Genomic DNA, 24,774 nt, shown 5'->3' with positions numbered 1-24,774 from the left:
TGGTGCGTCTCCTTTGGCCCGGACTTATTGCACGGCCGTGCCGCCACGCGAGGCGTTTGCAGGGCCGGAAGCCCCTGGCTGGCCCGCAGCACCGGGCTTCACCATCCGCCCCTTGGGCGTGGGCCCTGTCCGCGCAGGCATGATGGTGGCGTTGGTGGCGTTCACGGCGCGCAGAGCTTCGATCAGCGCGGTTTCCAGGACATCCTCCTCGCCGTCTTCACCCGGCTCTGCCAGGGAATCCGCCCCATTGGGATCAGGCATGAGCAGGATCAGCTCTTCCAGCTTGGTCACATTCACATAGGGCCGGGCCAGCACCTGCTGAAAGAGGGAAATGTCCGAACGGCTCACGCTCACCACCTCGGCCACAGGCACCCCCTTGGGGAAGATGCCGGCCAGCCCGGAGGTTACCAGCCGTTCGCCCACCTTCACCTCGGAGGTCAGGGGCACGTAACTCAGCTCCATGAGCTGGTCCACGCCATGCCCCTCCAGGATGCCGGCAGCGCGGCTGTCCTGCCCCATGACCGCGATTTTGGAGTTGGCGTCCACCAGCAGCAGGATGGTAGCCGCCGAGGGGGACACACGCAACACCCGCCCGGCCACGCCCTGGGGAGTGATGGCCGGCGTGTTCACGCGCACGCCATCTGCGGAACCCTGGTCCACCAGCAGCGATTCCAGGGCCGAATACGGCCCCAGCCGCTGCGCCACCACGCGCGCGCCCAGCTGTCGCCAGGCCGGCGGCGGCTTAAAGGACAGCAGCTCGCGCAGCCGTGCGGACTCCGCCGCATCCTCGCGCAGGGTCATGAGCTCCAGGGACAGCGCGTGCACTTCCTTCTTCAGGGTCTCATTTTCCTCGGACAAGCCCACCAGATAGATGTACCGCCGCCACAAGGTCGTCACACTTTCGCTCACCCACACACCGGGGGAAAGCACCCAGTGAATGACTTCGAGCCCGGTGTTTGCAGCCAGCCGATCCAGGAATCCGGTGCGCAGGTTCCAGGTGTAAATGCCCAGATACAGGAAGAACCCCAGCAGCAGATACGCCGCAAGGCGTCGGGAGACGAGGTTAATCGACCGTCACCTCTTTCAAAATATCCAAATTGTCCAGCGCCTTGCCGGACCCGAGCACCACCGTGGACAGGGGGTCGTCCACGACGGTGATCGGCAGGGAGGTCTCTTCCCGCAGCAGCTGGTCCAGTCCCTTGAGCAGGGCACCGCCACCGGTGAGCATGATGCCGCGGTCCACGATGTCCGCAGCCAGTTCCGGCGGGGTCTGCTCCAAGGCGATGCGCACGGCCTGCACGATGGCGTCCACCTGCTCGCTGATGGCCTTGCGGATCTCTTCGGACGTGATGATGATGTTCTGGGGAATGCCGGAGACGAGGTCGCGCCCCTTGACCTCCATCTCGATCTCCTGCTCCAGCGGATAGGCCGAGGCGATGTTGATCTTGATGGATTCGGCCGTGCTCTCGCCTATGAGCATGTTGTACTTGCGTTTGACGTGGGTCATGATGGCTTCGTCCATCTTGTCCCCACCCACGCGCACGCTGCGGCTGTACACAATGCCGGAAAGGGAGATCACCGCCACTTCCGTGGTCCCGCCGCCGATGTCCACGACCATGTTGGAGGTCGGGTCCTCGATGGGCAGGTTGGCGCCGATGGCCGCGGCCATGGGTTCCTCGATGAGATACACTTCCCGCGCGCCGGCACTTTCCGCGCTTTCCTTCACGGCCCGCTTTTCCACCTGGGTAATGCCCGTGGGCACACAGATGATGATGCGCGGCCGGACCAGACGGCGGGAGTTGTGCACCTTGGAAATGAAGTGCCGCAGCATGGCCTCGGTAATTTCGAAGTTGGCGATGACGCCGTCCTTCATGGGGCGGATGGCAACGATGTTGCCGGGCGTGCGGCCGAGCATCCGTTTGGCCTCGTTGCCCACGGCCAGCACCTTTTTGGCCCCGCGGGAATCTTCCTTCACCGCCACCACGCTTGGTTCGCGCAGGACGATGCCCTTGCCCTTCACGTAGACGCAGGTGTTTGCAGTGCCCAGGTCGATGGCGAGATCATTGGAAAAAACGCCCAACAAATGATTGAAAAACTTGGCCATAATATCCTCAAAGGAAAGTGATGGTCGCCACCGGTCAAACTGGAGGAGGCGGTCCCGGCGTACAGCGTGCACAGCATGCTCGTTGGGGGTGTTCGTTCAAAGCCGCGGCGATGTCAAGCGCGATATGCCCCAGTGAGGAAGGCAATCCCCCCCAACAGGTCCGGCAGAGCCCGGCTCACGCAACGCAACGGTGTGCATGCTGGCCTTGCGGTGCATCCTACGGTACACCCCAAGCCATGCACACCTCAGCAGCACAGCAAGCCACCATGCCGTACCTCGCCTTTGCCGCCTGGTTGCGCCGCCGTCATGGCCGGCCCGTGCGCAAGATTCCGCTCGACATCGGCGGCTCCTGCCCGAACCGGAACCCGGCGACCAACACCGGCGGCTGCAGCTACTGCAATGCCCGAGGCTCTGGCACCGGCTTGCACGAGCAGGGCCTCAGCCTGCGCGAGCAATGGCAGCACTGGGTGACCCGCCAGACCCGCCGCGCACCGAACTCTCTGTATTTAGCCTATCTTCAATCCTTTTCCAACACGTTTCGCCCGGCAGCGGAACTCCGGGAATTGATAGCGGAAATCATTCAATTCCAGAACCTTGTCGCCATCGCCGTGGGCACGAGGCCTGATTGTCTGGATGATGAAAAGTTGGATATTCTTGCCCGGGCCCGCGTGCCGGCGCTTTTTTCGAACCAACTTCCTGATCCGCCTGGCCGGGAACTCGATGTCTGGCTGGAGCTGGGGATGCAGTCTGCGGCTGACGCCACCCTGATCCGTATCAACCGCGGGCATGACGTCGCCTGCCTGTGCCGGGCCGCGCGGGCTGCTGCCGAGCGCGGACTGCTCGTCTGTCTGCACGTCATGCACGGGCTGCCTGGCGAAAAGGAAGCCGATTTTTTACACACCATTGACGTCGTGAATACCCTGCCCGTCCAGGCCGTCAAATTTCACAACACCCTGGTTCTGGAAGGCAGCGCCCTGGCCGGGCAATGGCGGCGGGGCGAATACTTCCCCCCAGCCAAGGCCGAGGTGATTGCCGCCCTGGCCAAAGGCATTGCCAGACTGCGGCCGGATATCGTGGTCCAGCGCCTCACGGCCGACGCCTGGCCCGGCGAGCTTCTGGCGCCGGACTGGGCAGCAGACAAACCCGCGTTGCGCGCGGCCGTTGTCGCATACCTGCAAACACAGCAGTGGGTCCAAGGGACCCTGCTGCAGACTTAGTCCACGTAGGGCAACCTAGTTGCAAAGGAAGGACCTGCCATGCTGCAAGATGTACTGTTCGAATCACCCGTGGCCCTGGTCGTCCGCTGGGCCGAGGCCCCCGGCGGTGGCCTGCTGCTGACCGGCCTTGATCTCCGCTGGAGCGAGGGGCTTGACGCCCAGGCCAGCGCGGCGTTCCCGTACCGGGACGAGTTCCGTCAGCGGCTGCAGACGCATCTGCGCGGCGAGGACCCGGACTGGAAGCACCTGCCCGAGGGCCTGGAACTGGACATGCGCGAAGTGACTACCTTCTCCCGCACCGTGCTGGACACGCTGTGGAACGAGGTCGGCTTTGGCCGGACCGTGACCTACGGCGAACTGGCCCGCATGGCCGGCCGCCCCGGCGCGGCGCGGGCCGTGGGCCGGGTGATGGCTTCCAACCGCTGGCCCCTGCTCATCCCCTGTCACCGTGTCCTTGGCAGTAACGGCGCCTTGACCGGTTTCTCCGGCGGCGGGGTGGAGATGAAAAAACTATTGTTGCAAAAAGAAGGGTTCGCAGAAGAGAAGATGCGGGGGAACTGAGTTCCCTCGCGCCCCCTCCAAAAGGGGAGACTCACGATACGCAGAGCACAAGGAGGGAGAAGCTCGCGCGCAGCCTACCGATACTGCGCCTGCCAGCGCGGGCCGGAAAGCTCGGACAGGCCGGGCACGGCCGAGAGCGGCAGAACGTCCACAAAGGCCTTGGCAAGTTTTTCGAACCACTTGCGCTTGTCCTTGGGGCCCTCGTCCAGCGGCAGCTCGCCCTTGCCGGTGGTCCGCTCCAGCCACTCCTGGGCATCTTCCTGCCCGCCCAGCTCGTCGATGGCCCCCACTTCCAGAGCCTGGCGGCCCGTGAGGATGCGGCCATCGGCGATTTGCTTGAGCGTCGCGCGGTCCATCTTGCGCACGGCCAGAATGTCGTCCAGGAACTGGTCGTACAGATCCAGCACCACGGATTCGATATACACCCGCTCCTCAGCCGTCATGTTGCGGAATGGCGAGGGGGTGTCCTTGAATTTGCCGCTGGTGACAGAGGTGTGGCTGATGCCAATGGAGTCCATCAGCTCCATGAGATTGGTCAGCTCCATGCGCACCCCGATGCTGCCGGTGAGGGTGCCGGGGTTGGCGAAGAGCCGGGTGCCCGGACAGGCCATGTAATAGCCGCCCGAGGCGCACACCGCCCCCATGGACACCGCCACGGGCTTGACTTCCGCCAGTCGGACCATGGCCCGGTACAGCTCCTGCGAGGGACCGACCACCCCGCCGGGCGAATCGATGCGCACCAGGACGCCGACCACATCGGCATCCTCGCGCAGTTCGGCCATCCACTCCACGTATTCGCGGGCGTCGGTGATGGCGCCCTGCAGGCGCACGAAGCCATACCGCCGGGAGCCTTCCAGGTCGCTTTTGGTTTCCTTGCACGCGGAAACGGCAAAGGCGACCCCCACAAGGAGGGTCGCCAGTATCGTCAGTCTGAGCATGCTGCGCAGCATGGGGTGGCTATTCGCCAGCATCCTCTTCCAGCTTCTGCTTGAGGATGTCGCCCAGGCTCTGTCCGGCTTCGCCGCCCACGGAGCGGTAGTCCTTGGGCTTCTTGCGCTCTTCTTCATCCTTGAGGGCCTTGATGGACAGGCCCAGGCGGCGCTCATCGGCGCTCACGTGGATGACGCGAGCCTGGATCGTGTCGCCTTCCTTGAAGATTTCGGAGGGGGACTTGATCTTCTTGTTGCTGATTTCAGAGACGTGCACCAGCCCTTCAATGCCTTCTTCCACTTCCACGAAGAGGCCGAAGTCAGTGATGTTGGTCACCACGCCGTTTACGGTGCTGCCCACGGGGTAGCGGTCGGGCACGTTGGTCCAGGGATCTTCGTGCAGCTGCTTCACGCCCAGGGTGAACTTCTCGTTTTCCTTGTCCACGGTCAGGACCTTGGCCTGCACCAGATCGCCCACCTTGTACAGCTCTTCGGGGTGGCGGATCTTCTTGGTCCAGGAGATGTCAGAGACGTGGATGAGGCCGTCGATGCCGTCTTCGATGCCGATGAAGATGCCGAACTCGGTGATGTTCTTGATGGCGCCTTCGATGACCGCCCCTTCAGGATAGCGCTCGGCCACCAGATCCCAGGGATTGGGCCGGACCTGCTTCATGCCCAGGGAGATGCGCTTCTTGTCGGGGTCCACGCCCAGGATGACCACTTCGACTTCGTCGCCCTGCTTGACCATCTGGCTGGGGTGACGCAGCTTGCGGGTCCAGGACATTTCGGAGATGTGCACCAGGCCTTCCACACCGGGTTCCAGCTCCACGAACGCACCGTAGTCCACCAGATTGGTGACCTTGCCGGCCAGACGGGCGCCTTCGGGGTACTTTTCGGTGATGGACGTCCACGGATCCGGTTTGAGCTGCTTGAGGCCCAGGGAGACCTTCTTGGACTCGCGGTCGAAGTTGAGGACCTTGAGTTCCAGTTCCTGGCCCAGCTTGACCAGTTCCTTGGGATGCTTGACGCGCTTCCAGCTCATGTCGGTGATATGCAGCAGGCCGTCCAGACCACCGAGGTCCACGAACACACCGTACTCGGTGATGTTCTTGACCTTGCCGGTAACCACCTGACCTTCTTCCAGGGTGGACAGCAGCTTGCTGCGCTTGGACTCGCGTTCTTCCTCCAGGAGCACCCGGCGGGAGACGATGACGTTGGAGCGGCGACGGTTGATCTTAAGGACGCGGAATTCGAATTCCTGACCAACCAGGGCGTCCATGTCGGGCACGGGGCGCAGATCCACGTGGGAGCCAGGCAGGAAGGCCTCCAGGCCGCCCAGATCCACGGTGTAGCCACCCTTGATGCGGCGCTGAATGGTGCCCTTGATGACGTCGTTGTTTTCCTGCACGTCTTCGAGGCGGTCGAAGAGCTGCATGCGCTTGGCCTTGTCGCGGGACAGGACGATGGATCCTTCGACCTCATCCTTGCGGGCCACATAGACGTCGACCTGGTCGCCCACTTTCACGGCGACGTTGCCATCGGCATCCTTGAATTCGTTGATGTTGATCTGGCCCTCGGACTTGAAGTTCACGTCCACCAGCACGTGATCCTTCTCAACCCGAACCACCTCGCCCTTGACGATGGAGCCTTCCTCCAGTTCGCCAAAGTCTGATTTCAGGTAATCTTCAAGGGCGGATTCGAAATTCAGCTCTGCATCGCCGCTGGTCATGGTCGCGTCATTGGACATAATGTAAGCCGTTTGTGAAAGGGTAGAGGTTGCAAGCCATCCAGGCCTTGGCTGGGCGCCCGGCTGTCACGTCAGTCTATTTAGGTGAAATTGCTGACAAGACCCGGCAAGCAGACGAAGGCCCGGCGGACGGTTCCGTCCGTTCAGGCAATTGGAAAGTCAGCATCTATCAAAAAGCGAGCTTCCTGACAACCCCAAATCGGGGCGCAGTGATGCATTTTCGGTCAGACCGTGACACGACCGCAATTGCCGATTCAACGAAGCGACGCTGGAATACCGGGCAGTTGTGCCGAATTTCCGGGATGCTCCGAAGATGTTTCCGGGGATTCTGGCTCAGGCCAGGGCCACGAGATCGTACTCCTTGGCCTCCTCGATACGCGCCCGCACCAACGCGCCAGGAACCACGCCGTCGCCGCTGATGTACGTGACGCCGTCCACCTCCGGAGCCTGGAACCAGACCCGGCCCAGGTGCAGGCCCGGCCACTCCGGCGAGGCCGTCTCCACCAGCACCTCCAGCTCCTCGCCCACGTGCGCCTCCAGCAGCTCGCGGGAAATCTCGCGCTGCCGGGTCATGAGCGCCTCGCGCCGGGCCTCGCGCACCTCCGGCGGCACCTGCCCGGCCATCCCGGCCGCCGGGGTGCCTTCCTCGGCGCAATAGGCAAAGACTCCCAGGTGGTTGAAGCGGGTCTGCTCCACAAAATCCATCAGCGCCGCATATTCCGCCTCCCCCTCACCGGGGAACCCGACGATGAGGCTGGTGCGCAAGGCCGCGCCGGGCAACACGCTGCGGATGGCATCCACCACCCGTCGAGGATCCTGGGCAAAAGGCCGGCCCATGGCCTTGAGCACTGTCGGGTGCGCGTGCTGCAGGGGCATGTCGAAATACGGCAGCAGCTGCGGCCCGCTCGCGCTGGTGGCCGAGGCGATGAATCCGAGCAATTCTTTTGTGATGCCTGCTGGATAGAGATACATCAGCCGCAGCCAGTCCAGCCCTGGCAGCTCCAGGAGCCGGGCCAGGAGATCGGGGAGCCCGTAGGCAAGGCCGGCGTCCTTGCCGTAGGCCGTGACGTCCTGACCGACGATGACCAGCTCCCGCGCGCCCTGGGCCAGCATGGAGCGGGCCTCGTGCACCAGCTCCTCCGGCGCACGGCTGACCAGCTTGCCGCGAATGGACGGGATGGTGCAGAAGCTGCAGCCATGATTGCAGCCCTCGCTGATTTTCAGATAGGCCGCCGGCGCTGTGGAGAGGCGACGGTATTCGCGCAGGGCGGGCGCCGGGGCCGTCTCCTGCCGGGCCAGCGCCTGGGCCAGCCGCTCGGGCCAGGCGGCCATGTCCTTCAAATTTAGCCACACATCCACCTCTGGCAGGTCCGGCGCCAGCCCGGCCTCCCCGTACCGGCCAACGAGGCAGCCGGCCACGGCAAAGAGCGGCCGGGGCTCCACCTCCGAGATGACTTCCGCAGCTTCAATGATGCAGCGCAGACTCTCTTCCACGGCAGGCTCGATAAAGCCGCAGGTGTTGATGAGCACCAGATCGGCTTCGGCCATGTCTTCCGTGGGGGCCACCTGCTCACCCAGGCGGCCGAGCAGGCGTTCGCTGTCGACACGGTTCTTCGGACACCCCAGGCTGGTCAGGTGCACTCGTAGCGGGCGGGTGGCGGTGGCGGATGGGGGCATGGTCGGCTCCTTCTCAATTGACTGGGGCAACGGCCCGGGAATGCCGGGCAACGTCACGATCCAGGCTATAGCCGCATCCCCGCCCCCCCGCAAGGCAGCGGACGCCTCCCGGGCGGTGTACCGCGTGCAGTGGCCCCGCCCGTTGCGATTTTCTTCAAATACGTTTACTGGATGAGACATGGTCCATCCCGCCGTGAACCCGTCGTGGTGCTGCCGGCGGGCTCAGCCACGGGGAGTCTGCATGCCGTCAGCCGCGCCCTACACCATCGCCCTCATCGGCCGCCCCGAAGCGCTGGAACGCGCCGTGCCTGCGCTGCTGCATCCGCATCTGCATGCCGACGCGGCCCGGCCCGCCCAACCGCCGGATCTGACGCGGAATCTCGCGCTGACGCACGCGCTGGCAGTACGGGGGGTGGTGGTGGATCCGCCCGGAGAATCCCCGGCCCTGCCGCCGGGAGTGCCCCAGTTCGACAGTCCCGCCGCGCTGCTGGCCGCCTGCCCGGATCTCCACATGCTCCTGGACTTGCGCGAATCACCCCAGGCGTTTGCAGCCCTCAAGGCCGTCATCCCCCCGGAACTGGCCGGCCAGCTGACCGTGGGCGACCGTTGCACCTTTGCTTTTCTGGAGACCCTGCTCGGCACCGGCCAGCTGCGGCCGGCGTGGCGTGAGGAACTGGAGCAGACGCGGTCGGTCCTGGAGGCCTTGTTCGAACAGTCTGACGACGAAATCCTGCTGCTGGATGCCCAGGGGACGGTCCTGGATGCCAATACCAAGGCCTGCGCCCGGCGTGGGCTGGCGCGCGAGGCGCTGCTGGGTTGCAACTATTTTCAGCTGGACGCCCCCGCCACGGCGGTGTGCCACCAGCCCGACGAACCGGACGCCTCGGCCCCGCAGCCCCTCCCCGGGAAGCCCCATGCGCTGGCCTGCCCGGTTTCGCGCGCCCTGGAAACCGCCACCCCGCAGGAAGCCACCGTGCCCCTGGTGGAACCGGATGGCGGCCTGCGCACCCTGCGCGTGATGGTCTATCCCATCCTTGGCCCCGGAGCCGGCGCGGCCGGCCGCCTGGAACACGTGCTGGAAATCCGGCGCGACATTACGGAAATGCTGGAGATGCATCGCCGCCTGCAGCAGTCCGAGCGTCTGGCCGCCATTGGCGAACTTTCCACCTACATTGCGCATGAAATCCGCAATCCCCTGTTCGCCATTGCCGGCTTTGCCAACTCCCTGGTCCGCTCCGGTGCCCTGGACGAGGACGCCCGGCAAAAAGCCTCCATCATTCTTGATGAATCCCGGCGGCTGGACGCCATTCTCAAAAGCACTCTCAACTTCGCCCGCCCCCTGCAGTCCGCAGACCTGGCCATGGCCTCCCTGGACCTGAACCTGCTGGTGCGGGACACGGCCGAGCTGTTCGCCATCAAGTGTCGCGAACAAGGACTGGAACTGCAGCTCGCGCTGGCTGAATCCCTCCCCCTGGCCAAGGCCGATGGCGAGTTGATCAAGCAGTGTGTCATCAACTGCATCAAGAACGCCATGGAAGCCCTGGAACTGCAACGCCCGCAGGACCGGCAGGGTCCCGGACGCATCACCCTGCGCACCGCCTTTTCCTCCTCCCTGGTCAGCGTGGCGGTGGAAGACAACGGGCCCGGCATTGCCGAGGAGATCCGCCCCCGCATCTTCAACCCCTTCTTCAGCACCAAAAACCAGGGCTCCGGGCTGGGCCTGGCCATGACCAAGAAAATTGTGGAGGAAATGGGCGGCGAGGTGCATCTGGCCACCCAGGAGGGCCAGGGCGCCACCATCACCCTCTCCCTGCCGGCCGTGGCGGCCCAGGGGGCCTCCGGCGTTGGCCATTCCTCCACGATGCGGACACACGGTGACGAATCCTGAACGTCCCTCCCGCACGACGCCGCAGCCATCCCGCACGCCGTTGCAGCTCATCCCGCGCCCGAATCCGCCCAAGCCAGACTTTAGAATGTCTCTTGAACGAGTCTATAATATTTGGTATCATTCTGCCGTTTCCTGGCCTGCTTCATGGTCCGCTCATGCCCTGGTGCCGGGCCTGCCCGCGGCAGCCGCACCCTCATATGCAGTGGCTGGCATTGTTGTGCGTCAGCATGCCGCAACGGTCACTCAGCAAGGTAGATTCATGTCCCAACTGCTTGTCCTCGCCACCCGCAATCAGGGCAAGGTCGCCGAACTGCAGACCTTGCTCGCCAACGCCGATGACCACCTGACCGTGCTCGGGCTGGCAGACTATCCCGACATGCCCGAAGTGGAAGAAACCGGCGACACTTTTACGGACAACGCCCTGCTCAAGGCCCGGGCCGTGGCGGCCCACACCGGATGCTTCGCCCTGGCTGACGATTCCGGGCTGATGGTGGATGCCCTGGGTGGCGAACCCGGCGTGCACTCCGCGCGCTATGCTGCGCCCTTTCCCCCCGGAGCGACCGCCAAGGACAAGGATCGCCTGAACAACGAAAAACTCCTGGCCGCCCTGACGGATGTGCCGGATCTCTCCCGCTCCGCCCGGTTCGTCTGTGTCATCGCCCTGGCCAGCCCGGCTGGCGCCACAGACACCGCCCAGGGCAGCTGGACCGGGCGCATCGGCCACGAGCCCCGCGGCGACAACGGCTTCGGCTATGACCCGCTTTTTCTGGATCCCGAAACCGGCTGCACCGCGGCCGAGCTCAGTCCCGAGGAAAAAAACGCCCGCAGCCATCGCGGCCAGGCCCTGCGCCATCTGGCGGAAATCCTGCCCGCGTTCCTGGCCACCCACGCGGACGACCAAGCCCCCACAAAGGCTCCCACGAGGTAACACGGCATGTGCGGCATCATTGGTTACAGCGGCCATCGCGTCGCCGTCCCCCTGATCATGGAAGGCCTGCGGCGGCTGGAATACCGCGGCTACGACTCCGCCGGCGTGGCGTACATCCAGGATGGCCAGCTCAACATCGTCCGCGCGCCGGGCAAGCTCATCGAGCTGGACAACAAGCTGGCCGCCCTCAATGTGGCCGGCGCGGTCTCCGGCATCGGCCACACCCGCTGGGCCACCCACGGCCTGCCCAACGAGAAGAACGCCCACCCGCACCGCGACGGCTCCGGCCATCTGGCCCTGGCCCACAACGGCATCGTGGAGAACTACCAGTCCCTGCGCTGCATGCTCAAGGCCGAGGGTTCCACCTTCGTGACCGATACGGACACCGAATCCCTGGCCCACCTGCTGGCCAAGGGGCTGAAAGAACATGATGGCGACATGCTCAAGGCCCTCTCCTGGACCCTCAACCAGGTGGAGGGCTCTTACGCCCTGGCCATCACCCGGCTGGAAGAACCAGGGGTGATTTACGGCGCGCGCCGCCATTCCCCGCTGGTGCTGGGTGTGGGCGAGGGCGAGAATTTCATCGCCTCGGACATCCCGGCCTTCCTGCCCTACACCCGCAACGTTGTCTTCCTCGACAGCGGCGAGATTGTCCGTATCGACGCCCAGTCCTGGGGCGTATGGGACGCAGCCACCCTGACCCAGATTCCCAAAACCCCGCAGCGCATCTCCTGGGACGTGCAGGCTGCCCAAAAAGGTGGCTACAAGCACTTCATGCTCAAGGAGATCTTCGAGCAGCCCCGCGTGGTGGCCGACTGCCTGGCCGGGCGGATGGACACCACCAGCCACCGCGCCTGCCTGGAAGAGCTGGAGGGCATGCCCATCCCTAAACGCCTGCACATCCTGGCCTGCGGCACCTCGTTCCACGCCGGGCTCTGGGGCATGCACCTGTTTGAAGACTGGGCGCGCATTCCCGTGTCCGTGGAAATTGCCTCGGAATTCCGCTACCGCAATGCGCTTCTGGACAAGGACGACGCCGTGCTGGTCATCAGCCAGTCCGGCGAAACCGCCGATACCCTGGCCAGCCTGCAGCTGGTCAAGTCCATGGGCATCCCGGTCATTGGCCTGTGCAACGTGGTCGGCTCCTCCATTGCCCGGGAGGCCGACCGAGTCATTTATACCCAGGCCGGTCCGGAAATCAGCGTGGCCTCCACCAAGGCCATGTGCAGCCAGCTGACTCTGCTGACCCTCATGGCCCTGCATTGGGGCGAGGCCAAGGGCACGCTCCAGGACGCCGACCGCGTGGCCTGCATCGAAGCCCTCAGGAGCCTGCCCGAGCTGCTGGAGGCCCATCTGCCCACCATGCGCACCCAGGCCCGCGAGCTTTCCCGCCACTACGCCGACGCCCGCAGCTTTCTGTACCTCGGCCGGGGCCATTGCCATCCCCTGGCCCTGGAAGGCGCGCTTAAACTTAAGGAAATCAGCTATATCCATGCAGAGGGCTACGCCGCCGGCGAGATGAAGCATGGGCCCATCGCCCTCATCGACCCGCATTTCCCCACCTTTGCCCTGGCCCTGGACGACGCGCTCTTCCCCAAGGTCAAGTCCAACCTGCAGGAAGTCCAGGCCCGCAATGGCCAGATCATCGCCCTGACCAATGAAGGGCTTGACCTGCAGGTGGAGCACTCCTGGGTCATCCCCCGGGTCTGGGGGCCGCTCTCGGCCTTCATGGCCCTGCCGGCCCTGCAGCTCTTTGCCTATGAAACCGCCGACTACCTGGGCAAGGACGTGGATCAGCCCCGCAACCTGGCCAAAAGCGTCACCGTGGAATAGGACCCGCCGTTCGTCCACCCAAGCCGGACCAGCAAGGATCTCCATGCAGCAGCCCCTTCACCCGCAGCGGACGATTTGTTCCAGGCGCCGCACGGCCGTGCTGGCGGCGTGGTTCTTGTGTTTTCTTCTGGCCCTGGGCGCGCTGTGCACCGGCTCCGGATGGGCAGGCCCGGCGGAAGAGTTTGAGAAACACCATGCGGCGTTCCAGGAGCTGGCCCAGGACGCCAAGAACAGCGAGTACCGCAGCAACTGGCAGGCCCTGGAGGCCTCCTTCCTGGCCATTTACAAGCAGAACCCCCGCGGCTCCGTGGCCGCCAAGGCCTTGTATTACGTGGGCCGGGTGAATGAAGAGCTTGGGCGTCGCTCTGCCCTGGCCACCGATTACAAAGTGGCCCTGGACTACTACAACCGCGTGGTGACACGTTTTTCGGACCATTCCTGGGCCGATGACGCCCAGTGGCGCATGGCCCAGATGCAGTATCAGTACTTTCATGATGTCGAGGCCGCCCGGAAACTCTGCAAGACAGGCCTGACCAAATTCCCCAAGGGCGACATGCGGGACCGCTTTGCCCAGCTGCTGGCCACCCTGGACGCGAATCCCCAGCCGCCGGCCACGCAGGCCAGAAAACGCGAAAACCCGCCCACACCGCCGCCTGCCCCCTCCACCACTGCCGACGCCGACTCCCGCGAGCCGGCGCTGAGCACCGCCGGGAAGCAGGCCAGGAACACGCCGCCGGAAACACGGCAGCAGATCGTCGGACGCGAAGCCCCCCTGGCCGAGCAGCCCCCGGCCCCCAAGACCGCCAGCACCAAAGCCCCTGCCCCTGCAGCGGACAAGGCCCCCGCGAACAAAGCCAACTCTGCCAAGGAAGAGGCGCCGGCGCCGGCCCCTTCTGGAGGCCCGGCCCAGCTTCTGGCCGTGCGGCATCAATCCAACGCAGAGTACACCCGCGTGACCCTGGTGCTGGACAAGCCTGCCCAGTTCATCCAGTCCACCCTGCCGGCGGATCCGGCCAGGAACCTGCCATACCGGCTCTATCTGGACCTCAAAAACGTCCATCGGGGCAAAGGGGTCTCCGGGGATATTGCCGTGGCCGACGGCAACCTGCGCCGGGTCCGCACGGCCCAGAACACCCCGGACGTGACCCGCGTGGTGCTGGATCTGCAACAAATGCAGAAATGCAAGGTCTTTGCCATGGATTCGGAGGAGGGCTTCCGCCTGCTGGTGGATATTCATAGCGGCCCGGAATCCAAAGACGGCAAGCCTGCCCAAAACCAGATCCAGGCCAGCCAGCCAGCGCCGCAGCCCGCACCGCAACCCGCGCCGGCTGTCTCACCCCAGGCGTCCCCCCAGGCAGCGCCCCAGCCTGCCCCGCAATCTGCCTCACAGCAGGGCACCCAGCCGGTTGTCGTGAAAAAGCCCAGCAAGCAGGGAACGCGTGTGCCTGGAACAGGGCAGCCTCCGTCCTCCCCAATGCCGGGCCAAACGACTTCGCAAACACCGGGCCAAGCACCGGCTCCGGCATCCCCTCCGGCCCCGGCGTCCCCTCCGGTTCCGGGCAAGCCGGCTTCCGAGGCCAAACCGGCCCCGGCCGCCAAGGCCCAGGCCAGCAATCAGGCTGGCAATCTTGTGGAACAGCTGGGCCTGACCGTGGGGGTGATCATGCTGGATCCCGGCCACGGCGGCAAAGACCCGGGCGCCTATGTGGGCACCGTCTATGAAAAGGACATCAACCTCAAATTCTCCAAAATCCTTGGCGCGCTGCTTAAAAAGGAAGGGTTCGAGGTGCTCTACACCCGCACCGACGACACGTTCATCCCGCTGGAAGAGCGCACGGCCATGGCCAACCTGAAAAAAGCCGACATCTTTCTCTCCATCCACGTGAACGCCTACGCCACCGATGACATTCACGGCCTGGAGACCTATTACCTGGACCTCGCCTCCTCCGACGACGCCGTCCGGGTGGCTGCGCGGGAAAATGCCGTTTCCGCCAAAAAACTCTCCGACGTCCAGTTCATTCTCACCGATCTGATGCTCAATGCAAAGATGAAGGAATCGCGGGAGCTGGCCAAAACCGCGCACAAGAACATCCTCAGCGCCGCGGCCAAGAAACAGCGCATCAAGGACATGGGGGTGCGCTCCGCGCCGTTTTACGTGCTCATGGGCGCGCGCATGCCCGCCATTCTGGTGGAGCTGGGCTACATCACCAACCCGGCCGAACGCGCCAACCTGACCGACGAGGCCTACCTGACCCGGCAGGCCCAGGGGCTGGTCCAGGGCATCCTGCAATACAAGAAACAGATCGAGCGGCTGGCAAGCTTGTAGGGCCGCGGGGTCGCGTGCTAGGGAAGGGCAGGCCCGCCAGCCTTCACCTTCAGCATTTCAGGATCGCCGCATGCCCCCTGTATCCAAAGCGCCCGCCGCCAAATCCACGGCTCCCGCGTCCCAGACGCCCGTGGCCGAGCAGCTCGGCTTTTCCAGGTCCCCGCTCTTCTGTATTGACGGCTCAGCCTACATCTTTCGCAGTTTCTTCGCCCTGCCCAACCTTTCCCGTGCCGACGGGCATCCCACCAACGCCCTCTTTCTGGTCACACGCATGCTCTTCAACCTGCTGAAAATCCAGCGGCCGGAGCATATTGTGTTTTTTGTGGATGGCCCCGGCCCCACCTTCCGCCACGAGGCCTTCCCCGAATACAAGGCCCAGCGCGACGCCACACCCGAAGGATTGCTGCAGCAAATACCCCTGGTTCTCAAGGTGGTGGGGCTCATGGGCGTGCGCACGCACGTCAGCCAGGGCTGCGAGGCCGATGACTGCATCGCCAGTCTGGCCAGCCGGTCCAAAGCCGAACGGCCCGTGGTCATCGTCGGGTCGGACAAGGACCTGAAGCAGCTGCTGGACTCGGACGTGGCCCTCTGGGATCCCATGAGCACCCCGGAAAAGCTGACCACCGCGGCCTCCTTTACCGAAGAAACCGGGCTTTCCCCGGTGCAATGGCCCGACGTCCAGGCCCTGGTGGGCGACACTTCGGACAATATCCCCGGCGTGCCCGGCATTGGCCCCAAGACCGCCCTGGCCCTGTTCAAGGAGCATCCCACCCTGGAAGACGTCCGGGCTCATCTGGACGAGCTCAAGCCCGCGGTGCGCAACAAGCTGGCGCCGGTCATGGACAAGACCTTCCTGTACCGCGAGTTGACCACCCTTAAACGCGAAGGCTGCGTACCCGGCACCTGGAAGGACTACCCCCGCAGCGCGCCGGACCGCGAGGCCCTGGCCGCCTTTCTGCAAGAGTGGGAGCTGCGGTCCCTGGGCCGGGAGTTCCAGGCCGACCCCGGCCTTGGGTACGGGCCGCCCGTGGCTGCGGTGCCGGTGGAGCTTTCATTGTTTCAGGATTCCCAGCCCGCCGCGCCCCTGCCCAAGGCCAGACGCATCGTCGACGCCGCCGCGTTGCCCGAACTGGCCGGCAAGCCCGCCGGTCTGGCCCTGGAATCCACTCCGGAGCACGAGACCCTGCTGTGCTGGATGGATGCCCAGCTGTACGCGCTTGCGCTTCCGGGCATTGCCCCCGCGGCCCTGGCCGCCTGGCTGCGCACGGCACAGGCCGTGTATTGCCCGGACGTCAAGGCCCTGCTGCGCGCCCTCCCCGGGCTGGGTGAGGAGGATCTGCCCACCCTGCAGGATGTTGGCCTGGCCGCCTATCTCCTGGATCCCGAGGAGCGTGACTATTCCCTGACCCGCCTGTACGACCGCCTGGGTCCAGAGCTGGAAACCCCTCCGCCGGCCCTGCCCCCGGCCCAGGCCCTGGCCCTGGGCGAGCTCCTGGCCCGCCGCGTGGCCGAGGCCGGCATGGCCGAACTGATGCGCGACCTGGAAGCCCCGCTCATCCCCGTGCTGGCAGCCATGGAAGCCACGGGCATTGCCATCGATCGGGCCGCCTTTCGCACGTTCCTCCAGGATGTGACCCGCGAGCTGGACAATCTGGAACGCCGCATCCACCAGCTGGCCGGGCATCCGTTCAACATCCGCTCCAGCCTGCAGCTGGCCAAGGTGCTCTTTGATGAGCTGCAACTTTCCCCGGCCGGCAAGACTCCCGGCGGCAAGGCTTCCACCTCCCAGGATGTCCTGGAAAAACTCGCCGGCGAGCATGAGGTGGTCCGGGCCATTCTGGACTTCCGAAAACTGGAGAAGCTCCGCTCCACCTACCTGGAGCCCCTGCCCCGCCTGGCCGACGAGCACGGCGTGCTGCGGACCACCTTCCATCAGCTGGCCACGGCCACGGGGCGGCTCTCCTCCTCCAATCCCAACCTCCAGAACATCCCCATCCGCGGCGAGCACGGCGCCCGCATGCGCGGCTGTTTCGTGGCCCGGCCGGGCGCGCTCCTCGTGGCTGCGGACTATTCCCAGATCGAGCTGCGCGTGCTGGCCCACATGAGCGGCGATCCCACCCTGATCGACGCCTTCCGCCACGGCGCAGACATCCATGCCCGCACCGCGGCCCTGCTCTTCGACAAGGCCCAGGAAGACGTCACCCCGGATGAACGCCGCAACGCCAAGACCATCAACTTCGGCCTGATCTATGGCATGGGCCCCCAGTCCCTGGCCCAGGAGCTGCAAGTCTCCCTCAAGGAAGCCAAGGCCTTCATTGCCCGCTACTTCGAAAAACTGGCCCGGCTCAAGGCCTTTTACGACGAGATCGAAGAGGCGGCCAAGCGCGATGGCTATGTGCTCACCCTGGCCCATCGCCGCCGGCTCCTGCCGCAAATCCACTCCCAAAACGCCCAGGTGGCCAGCCAGGCCCGCCGGCAGGCCGTGAACACCCGCATCCAGGGCAGCGCCGCGGACATCATCAAGCTGGCCATGCTCGCCGTGTTTCATGACCCCGAACTGCGCCGCCTGGGCGCGCGCATGCTCCTGCAGGTGCATGACGAACTGGTGCTGGAAGTGCCCGCCGGGCCAAAGGGGTCAGACGACAGCGACGTTGCCACCCAGGCCGGCCAACGCCTGCAGGCCCTGATGGCCGGTGTGTTGGACAAGACCACTCCGCTGGACGTGCCCCTGGTGGTGGACTGGGGGATGGGCCGGTCCTGGGCAGATGCGCATTGATCTGCCCAGAGCCTCGTGGTAGTGTGCATATTCTCTGATCGATCAATTGCCGAGAGGTGTTTGCCATGTCCCAAGAGGAAAAACAGGAAGAATTCGTGGTACATGACCGACGGGTCAAAGTGGAGGACGAACAGCCGGCCGCCGGACCTTCCGCCCCTGCGCAGGAAGCTTCCGCGGCGCAGCCCGGAGAAACCGGAGCGGCAGCAGAAGATCCCGCACACGTCTGCGGTATGCCGACCCTGCCCGCGCCGACCTTCTCCACCTTTGTCTTTTCCCTGTTTTCGAGCTGTCTGGTCCATCTTGGCGAAGTACCCAACCCGGAAAGCCGTGATGTGTGCCTGGATCTGGCCATGGCCAAGCACACCATCGACACCCTCACCATGCTCAAGGAAAAAACCGCCGGCAACCTCGACGCCGAGGAAGCCCGGCTGGTGGATGGCTTGCTGTACGAACTGCGCATGAAATATGTCATGCGTAAACCCTGACGAGGCGCTTGTGGAACGCATTCCTGTTGGTCTTGTGGGCGTAACCGGCTACACCGGCATGGAGCTGGCCCGGCTCCTGGAAACCCACCCCCGGTTCGAGCTGGTGGCTGCCACCTCCCGTACCGAATGTGGCAGGATGCTGCAGGACATTTATCCCTTCCTGCGCAACTGCCGTACCGGGACCTGCCCGGTGGTGGAGCCGGACCCCGCCGCCCTGGCCCAGCGCTGCAGCCTAGTCTTCCTGGCCGTGCCGCATGGCGCCGCCCAGGAAATGGCCGCCGCCCTGCGCGGCCGCGGTGTGAAGGTGGTGGACCTCTCTGCCGACTTCCGCCTGCGCGATCCCGACGTCTATCAGGAGTGGTACAACCAGCCCCACGAACAACAGCACCTGCTGGCCGACGCCGTGTACGGGCTGCCTGAAATCTATGGCGATGTCCTGCCGCGGGCCTCCCTGGTGGCCAACCCGGGCTGCTACCCCACCTCGGCCATCCTGGGCCTCTGGCCGGCGCTGGCAAACAAGCTGGTTATCCCCGACGGCATCATCATCGACGCCAAGTCCGGCGCCAGCGGCGCCGGCCGCAAGGCGCAGGCCGCCACGCTCTTTTGCGAGGTGGCCGACACCTTCCGGGCCTACAACCTGGGCCGCCACCGGCATACGCCGGAAATCGAGCAGGAGCTTTCCGCCCTGGCCGGCGCGTCGTTGACGGTCAATTTCTCCCCGCACCTCGTGCCCATGAACCGCGGCATCCTGAGCACCATGTACACCATGCTCAACCCCGAAGGCGCGGCCCTTGGCGCCGAGGGCATCCGCGACCTGTACGTGAACCACTATGCCAATCACCCCTTCGTGCGCGTGCTGCCCAAGGGCATGCTCCCCGAGACGCGCTCCGTGCGGGGGACCATGTTCTGCGACATTGCCGTGGTGGTCGATCCGCGCACCGGCCGGCTGCTCATCGTCTCGGCCATCGACAACCTGTGCCGCGGCGCGTCCGGCCAGGCCCTGGCCAACGCCAACCTCATGCTGGGCCTGCCTCTGGAAACGGGGCTCGCCTTCGCGCCAGCCGTGCCGTAAGTCCCGTTCATCTTCCGCAACCCCCCAGAGAGTGCCGCATGCCCACCACCTGCACTGACATTCCACCGGTCGAGGCGTTCCAGCCCATCTTTGTGGCCCGGCAACCCATTTTCGACCGGGAGCAGCGTGTCTGGGGGTATGAGCTGCTCTTTCGTCACGCCCAGGGCGCGCAAACCGCCGATTTCAGCGACCCCAACGCCGCCACGGCCCGGGTCATTGCCGACGGGTTCGCCCTGGGCAGCGAAGGGCTTCAGCCGGAACAGAAAATCCTGATCAATTTCCCGGCCGCCCTGTTGCTTTCCCACAGCGCCCTGGCCCTGCCCAAGAACATCTGCATCCCCGAAATCCTGGAGAACGTGCCCCCGGAGCCGGAAATCCTGCAGGCCTGCGCCGCACTCAAGCGGGAGGGCTATACCCTGGCCCTGGATGACTTTGTGGGCCAACCCGGGTTCGAGGCCCTGCTGGCCTTGGCAGACATCGTCAAGGTGGACGTCCTGGGTATGGAGACGGCACAAATCGTGGAGATCAGCCGGCAGCTGCTGCGCTCACGAGCCAGGCTCCTGGCGGAAAAGGTCGAGAACAAAGAAGTCTATGACCTGTGCCGTTCCTGCGGGTTCCAATACTTCCAGGGCTTCTTCTTCTCCAAGCCGCAGATCATCCCCGGCCGCACCCTCTCCAGCAGCCACATGGCCAAGCTGCAGCTTCTGGGGCAGCTGGCGCAGGAGGAGTATGACGTCAACCGGGTGGCCAAAACCATCACCCAGGATCCTTCCCTCTCCTTCCGGTTGCTGCGCTATCTGAATTCCGCCGCCTTCCAGCTCACGCGCAAGCTCGAGTCGATCCAGCAGGCCGTGGCCTACCTGGGCGGCCGCTCCCTGCGGCAGTGGCTGCTGGTGGCCACCCTCTCGGACATGGGCGACAGCCCCCGCGGCCAGGAGCTGTTTTACTCGTCCGTGCTGCGCGGGCGCTTCCTGTCCACCTGCTGCAAACTCATGCCCTCCCCGGCCTTGTCCGAGGACGGCTTCTTCCTGCTGGGGGTGTTCTCCCAGCTGGACGCCCTGCTGGGGCAGCCCATGCAGGATATCCTGCCCATGCTCAACCTTTCGGAATCCCTCAACCAGGCCCTGCTGGGACAAGGCGGCCCGGCGGTCAAGGCCCTGGATCTGAGCAAGGCCCTGTGCGAAGGCAACTTTGACTCTGCCTCCAAGCTCCTGATCTTCATGGGGCTGCCCGCGGCAGAAACGGCCACGCTGCACGTACAGGCCAGCAACTGGGCCAGGATGCTGCTGGAGAACGCCCCCGGCTGCTGAGAAACAGCCGGCGGCAAGCCCCGGGACGCGGCTTGCCCATTCCCGCGCTCGTTTACTCGCCACGCTCGTCGAGCACCCGCTTGCTCTTGCCGAAGCTGCGGGGCAGGCTGCCAGGGTCCACCAGTTTGACCTGCACCCGGGCCAGGAGCGCCTTGTGCAGGGCCGTGCCCACCTGCTCGGCCAGGGCCAGGTCGGCATCTGCCGTGCCGCAGGTGGCGCGTTCCACTTCCACGCGCATCACATCCTTGCCCATGTGTCGTTCGAGCACGATGCGGTATTCCGAGGAGCAATCCGCAAACCTGCCCAGCACTTCGGCAATCTGGCCAGGGTAGACGTTCACGCCACGGTAGATGATCATGTCGTCGCTGCGGCCCCGGATGCGGTCGTGCCTGGGCATGCTGCAGCCGCAGGCGCAGGATTCGGGGAGGAGTCTGGTGAGATCCCGGGTCCGGTAACGAATGAGCGGGGCGGCTTCCTTGCACAAGGTGGTCACCACCATCTCGCCCACCTCGCCGGGGGCCACGGGTTTGAGGGTGGCCGGGTCCAGAATCTCCAGGATGAACTTGTCCGCCCAGAAATGGATGCCCTCATGGGCCTGACACTCCAGGCCGGTGCCGGGCCCGTAGAGTTCCGTGAGCCCGGCGATATCGAAACTTTCCTCCAGGCCCAGCTTTTCCTCAAAGGCCTGGCGCATGGCCGGGCTGTGGGTTTCGGCGCCGAAGATGCATCTTTTGAGGGCTATCTTGTCCCTGAGGCCTTGCTTTTCCACAGCCTCGCCCAGCAGCAGGGCCATGGAAGCCGTGGAGCACAGGCAGGTAGAGCGGAAATCTTCCAGGAGCGTCAGCTGCATCTCCAGGTTTCCCGGCCCCACGGGCACGGCCATGGCCCCGAAGTGCTCGCAGCCCAGCTGAAAGCCCGCACCCGCAGTCCACAGGCCGTAGCCCACGCAGATCTGCACGCGGTCCAGCACGGTCAGTCCGGCCAGCTCGTAGCAGCGGGCGAACATTTCCTTCCAGGTCAGGATATCCTGCGCGGAATAGGCCAGCACCTTGCGCTTGCCCGTGGTGCCTGAGGAGGCATGCACCCGCACCACCTGCTCCTCCGGGATGCTCAGCAGCGGCAGGGGGTAGCCCTGGCGCAGGTCCTCCACCGAGGTGAAGGGCAGGCGGGACAGCTCGTCCAGGCTCAATCGCTGGCCGGGCTGCCAGCCGGCGTCCCGCAGTTTGGCCTGATACACCGGGCTGCCCTGCCAGGCATGATGGAGCGTCCAGTCCAGGCCGCGGGTCTGCGTCTCGCGCAGGGACTCGGCAGTGACTTCAGGAATAAACCGGGGCGTGGATCGGGGACTGGCGACCATGGCGGCGCTCCTCACGGCAAAGGGTCCAATTGCGCCGCGGGGCAAAATTTCGTATCCACCAGTTCATCACCTCCCGCAACGGCGTTTGCGTCTCCTAGCACAGTCTGCCCCAAGGGAAAAGCAGACGCTGCGCCATTCCCCCGCAAGGAGCCTCCATGCGTTGCCTCATCGTCGGCGGCGGCGGCCGCGAACATGCCCTGGCCTGGAAAATGGCCCAAAGTCCCGCCGTGGACACGCTCTTCGTCGCGCCCGGGAACGGCGGCACCGCGGCCATGCAGGCCGCCTCGGCCGGCAGAGTCCGCAACGCCCCCGTGAAGGATGGCGACATCCCCGGCCTGATGGACCTGGTTGCCCGCGAGCGCATCGACCTGGTGGTGGCTGGTCCCGAGCTGCCCCTGACCCTGGGCCTGGCCGACGCCTGCGCCGTGGCCGGCGTGCCCTGCTTTGGCCCAGTGCAGGCCGCCGCCCGGCTGGAAGGCAGCAAAATCTATGCAAAGGAAGCCATGGTCGCCGCCGGAGTGCCCACGGCCGCCTTCCAGGTCTTTGACGACCTGGCCGCAGCCAGGGCCCACATCCTGGAACGCCCCGTGCCCATGGTGGTCAAGGCCGACGGCCTGGCTGCCGGCAAGGGCGTGGTGGTGGCCAAAACCCGGGAAGAGGCCCTGGAGGCCGTGGAAGCCATGCTGGGCGCGCGCTGCTTTGGCGAGGCCGGCGCCCGCGTGCTCATCGAGGACGCCATCCTGGGCGAGGAAGCCTCCCTGCTGGCCCTCTGCGATGGCGAACACGTCGTCCCCCTGCCGGCCTGTCAGGACCACAAAGCCATTTTCGACAATGATCAGGGCCCGAACACCGGCGGCATGGGCGCCTACTCCCCGGCCCCCATCCTGCCCGACAGCCAGCTGCAGGCCATGTGCGATCTGGCCATCGCGCCCATCGTCCGCCTGATGGCCGAACGCGGCGCGCCCTTCAAGGGCGTGCTCTACGCCGGGCTGATGCTTGTGAACGGCGAGCCTTCCGTCCTGGAATACAACGTCCGCTTTGGCGATCCCGAATGCCAGCCCCTGATGGCCCGCCTGGACTGCGACCTGCCCGCCGTGCTCCTGGCCTGCAGTGAGGGCCGCCTGACCCCGGACATGCTGGCCATCCGCCCCGAAGCCGCCCTGTGCCTGGTGCTGGCCTCGGCCGGCTATCCCGGCGATTACGAAAAAGGAAAGGAAATTACCGGACTGGAAAACGCCAACGCCGTGTCCGGGGTCACCGTGTTTCATGCCGGAACCACGCTGGATGACGGCGTCGTCCGCACCTCGGGCGGCCGGGTGCTGGGAGTCACGGCCCTGGGCGGGGATCTGGCCCAGGCCCGCGAGCGGGCCTATGCTGCGGCCGGTGAAATCGCCTTTGCCGGAAAGTACTGCCGCAGCGACATCGGCATGAAAGGCCTCAGGCGGCTGGGCCTGGCCTGAGCCTCCAGAACCCATCACCACTTAAACGACTTATCAGGAGATCGTATGCCCCGCGTGGCCATTTTCATGGGCAGCCTGTCCGATGAAGCCAAGATGCGTCCCTGCGCCAGCGTGCTCGATTCGCTGGGCGTGGAATACCGCTTCACCGTCACCTCGGCCCACCGCACTCCGGCGCGCACGGAACAGCTGGTGGATGAACTGGAGGCCGGAGGCTGCCAGGTCTTCATCTGCGGCGCCGGCATGGCCGCCCATCTGGCCGGAGCCGTGGCCGCCCGGACCATGAAGCCGGTCATCGGCGTGCCCATCAATGCCTCGCCCCTCAATGGCCTGGACGCCCTGCTGGCCACGGTGCAGATGCCCCCCGGCTTCCCCGTGGCCACCGTGGCCCTGGACGGCGCCGGGGCCAAGAATGCCGCCTGGCTGGCCGCGCAGATTCTGGCCCTGCAGGATGCGGGGCTGGCCGCCAGACTGGCCGCCGCACGGGAGAAATTCCAGGACGAAGTGGCCGCCGCCGCCAGGACCCTGGAAACCCCGGCCTGAGCATTCAACAAGCACATTCCCTGGCATTCCGGATGGATGGCAAACCGCCAGTCATCCGGAATGCAGTGGCGCCCGCCTCCTGCCCGGCTGGCCTGCCGGGCCATGTGCGCTTGTGCAGTGCCGCGCTACATGAGTTTCACGAGGCTGATGGTCGCATCCTCCAGTTCCGGAGAGCAGCGGCCGCAGCCGTTGGTGCGCAGGAGGTGGGAGTAATCCAGGGTTCCGGGGTCCACGCCGGCCCGCCGCAGCACCAGCCGCGTGGCCGTTTCGGACCAGACGAGGGGCCTGCCGCAGACCCCGCACTCCGCGTACAGCAAGGACAAGTCGAATTCCCGGCCGGTCAGGAAGGCGTCCGGGAACAAATCTGCCAGGATGCGCCGGGCGGCTGCCCGTTCCGACGCCGGCGAGGGGCGTTGTCGATCCATCATGCCACAAACCTCCTCCATACTGCCATGCCTCTTCTATCGACCGCTGCGCCGAAAACTCTAGATCATGGCTGCCGCTTCCTCGTCCAGAGCCCCTGCCCCCTTCTGACCTGACAGGTCTTGCGTATTGACACCGTCT

The 24,774-nt window shown here is 65.3% G+C and carries 19 protein-coding genes; 12 read left to right on the top strand and 7 right to left on the bottom strand.

The window, feature by feature from the left end; genetic code table 11:
* Window positions 1–24 precede the first annotated feature (24 nt).
* Entirely contained in the window at window positions 25–897 is an 873-nt protein-coding gene (gene mreC / locus ACYQ00_RS14790) for a rod shape-determining protein MreC (RefSeq protein ID WP_460032870.1), read from the bottom strand.
* Window positions 898–1,063: 166 nt separating this feature from the next.
* Complete coding sequence (locus tag ACYQ00_RS14785; protein WP_460032869.1) at window positions 1,064–2,104, bottom strand: rod shape-determining protein; 1,041 nt, start codon at window positions 2,102–2,104, stop codon at window positions 1,064–1,066.
* Between the two features lie 266 nt (window positions 2,105–2,370).
* Here ACYQ00_RS14785 and mnmL point away from each other — a divergent pair, with 266 nt between their 5' ends.
* Window positions 2,371–3,321 (top strand): tRNA modification radical SAM protein MnmL/YtqA, encoded by a 951-nt coding sequence (gene mnmL / locus ACYQ00_RS14780; protein ID WP_460032868.1) that lies wholly within the window; start codon window positions 2,371–2,373, stop codon window positions 3,319–3,321.
* Between the two features lie 39 nt (window positions 3,322–3,360).
* Window positions 3,361–3,882, top strand: coding sequence for a methylated-DNA--[protein]-cysteine S-methyltransferase (locus ACYQ00_RS14775; RefSeq protein ID WP_460032867.1), 522 nt, complete (start codon window positions 3,361–3,363; stop codon window positions 3,880–3,882).
* Window positions 3,883–3,956: 74 nt separating this feature from the next.
* Here the strand turns inward: ACYQ00_RS14775 and sppA are convergent, their stop codons facing one another.
* From sppA to rimO, 3 genes are all read right to left on the bottom strand, one after another.
* Window positions 3,957–4,853: a signal peptide peptidase SppA gene (sppA, locus tag ACYQ00_RS14770; protein WP_460032866.1), complete on the bottom strand. Its 897-nt coding sequence runs from the start codon at window positions 4,851–4,853 to the stop codon at window positions 3,957–3,959.
* Complete coding sequence (locus ACYQ00_RS14765; protein WP_460032865.1) at window positions 4,840–6,558, bottom strand: 30S ribosomal protein S1; 1,719 nt, start codon at window positions 6,556–6,558, stop codon at window positions 4,840–4,842. Before ACYQ00_RS14765 ends, sppA begins: the two co-directional genes overlap by 14 nt.
* 333 nt (window positions 6,559–6,891) lie before the next feature.
* The gene (gene rimO / locus ACYQ00_RS14760) at window positions 6,892–8,235 is read right to left on the bottom strand and encodes a 30S ribosomal protein S12 methylthiotransferase RimO (RefSeq protein ID WP_460032864.1); all 1,344 of its coding nucleotides are present in this window, start codon (window positions 8,233–8,235) and stop codon (window positions 6,892–6,894) included.
* 241 nt (window positions 8,236–8,476) lie between these two features.
* On the opposite strand from rimO, the gene ACYQ00_RS14755 reads away from it, so the two are divergent.
* From ACYQ00_RS14755 to ACYQ00_RS14720, 8 genes are all read left to right on the top strand, one after another.
* Window positions 8,477–10,123: a sensor histidine kinase gene (locus ACYQ00_RS14755; protein WP_460032863.1), complete on the top strand. Its 1,647-nt coding sequence runs from the start codon at window positions 8,477–8,479 to the stop codon at window positions 10,121–10,123.
* A 259-nt stretch (window positions 10,124–10,382) separates the two neighbouring features.
* Window positions 10,383–11,051, top strand: coding sequence for an XTP/dITP diphosphatase (locus tag ACYQ00_RS14750; protein WP_460032862.1), 669 nt, complete (start codon window positions 10,383–10,385; stop codon window positions 11,049–11,051).
* 6 nt (window positions 11,052–11,057) lie between these two features.
* Complete coding sequence (glmS, locus tag ACYQ00_RS14745) at window positions 11,058–12,884, top strand: glutamine--fructose-6-phosphate transaminase (isomerizing) (RefSeq protein ID WP_460032861.1); 1,827 nt, start codon at window positions 11,058–11,060, stop codon at window positions 12,882–12,884.
* Between the two features lie 43 nt (window positions 12,885–12,927).
* Window positions 12,928–15,210, top strand: a complete 2,283-nt coding sequence (locus ACYQ00_RS14740; RefSeq protein ID WP_460032860.1) for an N-acetylmuramoyl-L-alanine amidase — start codon at window positions 12,928–12,930, stop codon at window positions 15,208–15,210.
* A gap of 70 nt (window positions 15,211–15,280) precedes the next feature.
* Window positions 15,281–17,986 (top strand): DNA polymerase I, encoded by a 2,706-nt coding sequence (gene polA, locus ACYQ00_RS14735; RefSeq protein WP_460032859.1) that lies wholly within the window; start codon window positions 15,281–15,283, stop codon window positions 17,984–17,986.
* A gap of 65 nt (window positions 17,987–18,051) precedes the next feature.
* Window positions 18,052–18,471, top strand: a complete 420-nt coding sequence (locus tag ACYQ00_RS14730; RefSeq protein ID WP_460032858.1) for a DUF1844 domain-containing protein — start codon at window positions 18,052–18,054, stop codon at window positions 18,469–18,471.
* A gap of 10 nt (window positions 18,472–18,481) precedes the next feature.
* Window positions 18,482–19,543, top strand: coding sequence for an N-acetyl-gamma-glutamyl-phosphate reductase (argC, locus tag ACYQ00_RS14725; protein ID WP_460032857.1), 1,062 nt, complete (start codon window positions 18,482–18,484; stop codon window positions 19,541–19,543).
* 38 nt (window positions 19,544–19,581) lie between these two features.
* Window positions 19,582–20,853, top strand: coding sequence for an EAL and HDOD domain-containing protein (locus ACYQ00_RS14720; RefSeq protein ID WP_460032856.1), 1,272 nt, complete (start codon window positions 19,582–19,584; stop codon window positions 20,851–20,853).
* 52 nt (window positions 20,854–20,905) lie between these two features.
* Here the strand turns inward: ACYQ00_RS14720 and ACYQ00_RS14715 are convergent, their stop codons facing one another.
* Window positions 20,906–22,210: a phenylacetate--CoA ligase family protein gene (locus ACYQ00_RS14715; protein ID WP_460032855.1), complete on the bottom strand. Its 1,305-nt coding sequence runs from the start codon at window positions 22,208–22,210 to the stop codon at window positions 20,906–20,908.
* A 155-nt stretch (window positions 22,211–22,365) separates the two neighbouring features.
* On the opposite strand from ACYQ00_RS14715, the gene purD reads away from it, so the two are divergent.
* The gene (gene purD / locus ACYQ00_RS14710; RefSeq protein WP_460032854.1) at window positions 22,366–23,670 is read left to right on the top strand and encodes a phosphoribosylamine--glycine ligase; all 1,305 of its coding nucleotides are present in this window, start codon (window positions 22,366–22,368) and stop codon (window positions 23,668–23,670) included.
* 45 nt (window positions 23,671–23,715) lie between these two features.
* Window positions 23,716–24,210: a 5-(carboxyamino)imidazole ribonucleotide mutase gene (purE, locus tag ACYQ00_RS14705; protein ID WP_460032853.1), complete on the top strand. Its 495-nt coding sequence runs from the start codon at window positions 23,716–23,718 to the stop codon at window positions 24,208–24,210.
* A 125-nt stretch (window positions 24,211–24,335) separates the two neighbouring features.
* On the opposite strand, the gene ACYQ00_RS14700 is transcribed toward purE, so the two are convergent.
* Window positions 24,336–24,638, bottom strand: a complete 303-nt coding sequence (locus ACYQ00_RS14700) for a hypothetical protein (protein ID WP_460032852.1) — start codon at window positions 24,636–24,638, stop codon at window positions 24,336–24,338.
* Between the last annotated feature and the right edge of the window lie 136 nt (window positions 24,639–24,774).

It is taken from the genome of Megalodesulfovibrio paquesii, assembly GCF_054653055.1.
The sequence above is the reverse complement of the archived record's forward strand: the minus strand, read 5'-3'. Positions and strand labels throughout refer to the sequence as shown.

Excerpts from the sequence above, each read along its gene's own strand:
- ACYQ00_RS14785 (WP_460032869.1), bottom strand. The coding sequence starts at position 2,104 with ATGGCCAAGTTTTTCAATCATTTGTTGGGCGTTTTTTCCAATGATCTC.
- mnmL (WP_460032868.1), top strand. The coding sequence starts at position 2,371 with ATGCCGTACCTCGCCTTTGCCGCCTGGTTGCGCCGCCGTCATGGCCGG.
- ACYQ00_RS14775 (WP_460032867.1), top strand. The coding sequence starts at position 3,361 with ATGCTGCAAGATGTACTGTTCGAATCACCCGTGGCCCTGGTCGTCCGC.
- sppA (WP_460032866.1), bottom strand. The coding sequence starts at position 4,853 with ATGCTGGCGAATAGCCACCCCATGCTGCGCAGCATGCTCAGACTGACG.
- ACYQ00_RS14765 (WP_460032865.1), bottom strand. The coding sequence starts at position 6,558 with ATGTCCAATGACGCGACCATGACCAGCGGCGATGCAGAGCTGAATTTC.
- rimO (WP_460032864.1), bottom strand. The coding sequence starts at position 8,235 with ATGCCCCCATCCGCCACCGCCACCCGCCCGCTACGAGTGCACCTGACC.
- ACYQ00_RS14755 (WP_460032863.1), top strand. The coding sequence starts at position 8,477 with ATGCCGTCAGCCGCGCCCTACACCATCGCCCTCATCGGCCGCCCCGAA.
- ACYQ00_RS14750 (WP_460032862.1), top strand. The coding sequence starts at position 10,383 with ATGTCCCAACTGCTTGTCCTCGCCACCCGCAATCAGGGCAAGGTCGCC.
- glmS (WP_460032861.1), top strand. The coding sequence starts at position 11,058 with ATGTGCGGCATCATTGGTTACAGCGGCCATCGCGTCGCCGTCCCCCTG.
- ACYQ00_RS14740 (WP_460032860.1), top strand. The coding sequence starts at position 12,928 with ATGCAGCAGCCCCTTCACCCGCAGCGGACGATTTGTTCCAGGCGCCGC.
- polA (WP_460032859.1), top strand. The coding sequence starts at position 15,281 with ATGCCCCCTGTATCCAAAGCGCCCGCCGCCAAATCCACGGCTCCCGCG.
- ACYQ00_RS14730 (WP_460032858.1), top strand. The coding sequence starts at position 18,052 with ATGTCCCAAGAGGAAAAACAGGAAGAATTCGTGGTACATGACCGACGG.
- ACYQ00_RS14720 (WP_460032856.1), top strand. The coding sequence starts at position 19,582 with ATGCCCACCACCTGCACTGACATTCCACCGGTCGAGGCGTTCCAGCCC.
- ACYQ00_RS14715 (WP_460032855.1), bottom strand. The coding sequence starts at position 22,210 with ATGGTCGCCAGTCCCCGATCCACGCCCCGGTTTATTCCTGAAGTCACT.
- purD (WP_460032854.1), top strand. The coding sequence starts at position 22,366 with ATGCGTTGCCTCATCGTCGGCGGCGGCGGCCGCGAACATGCCCTGGCC.
- purE (WP_460032853.1), top strand. The coding sequence starts at position 23,716 with ATGCCCCGCGTGGCCATTTTCATGGGCAGCCTGTCCGATGAAGCCAAG.
- ACYQ00_RS14700 (WP_460032852.1), bottom strand. The coding sequence starts at position 24,638 with ATGATGGATCGACAACGCCCCTCGCCGGCGTCGGAACGGGCAGCCGCC.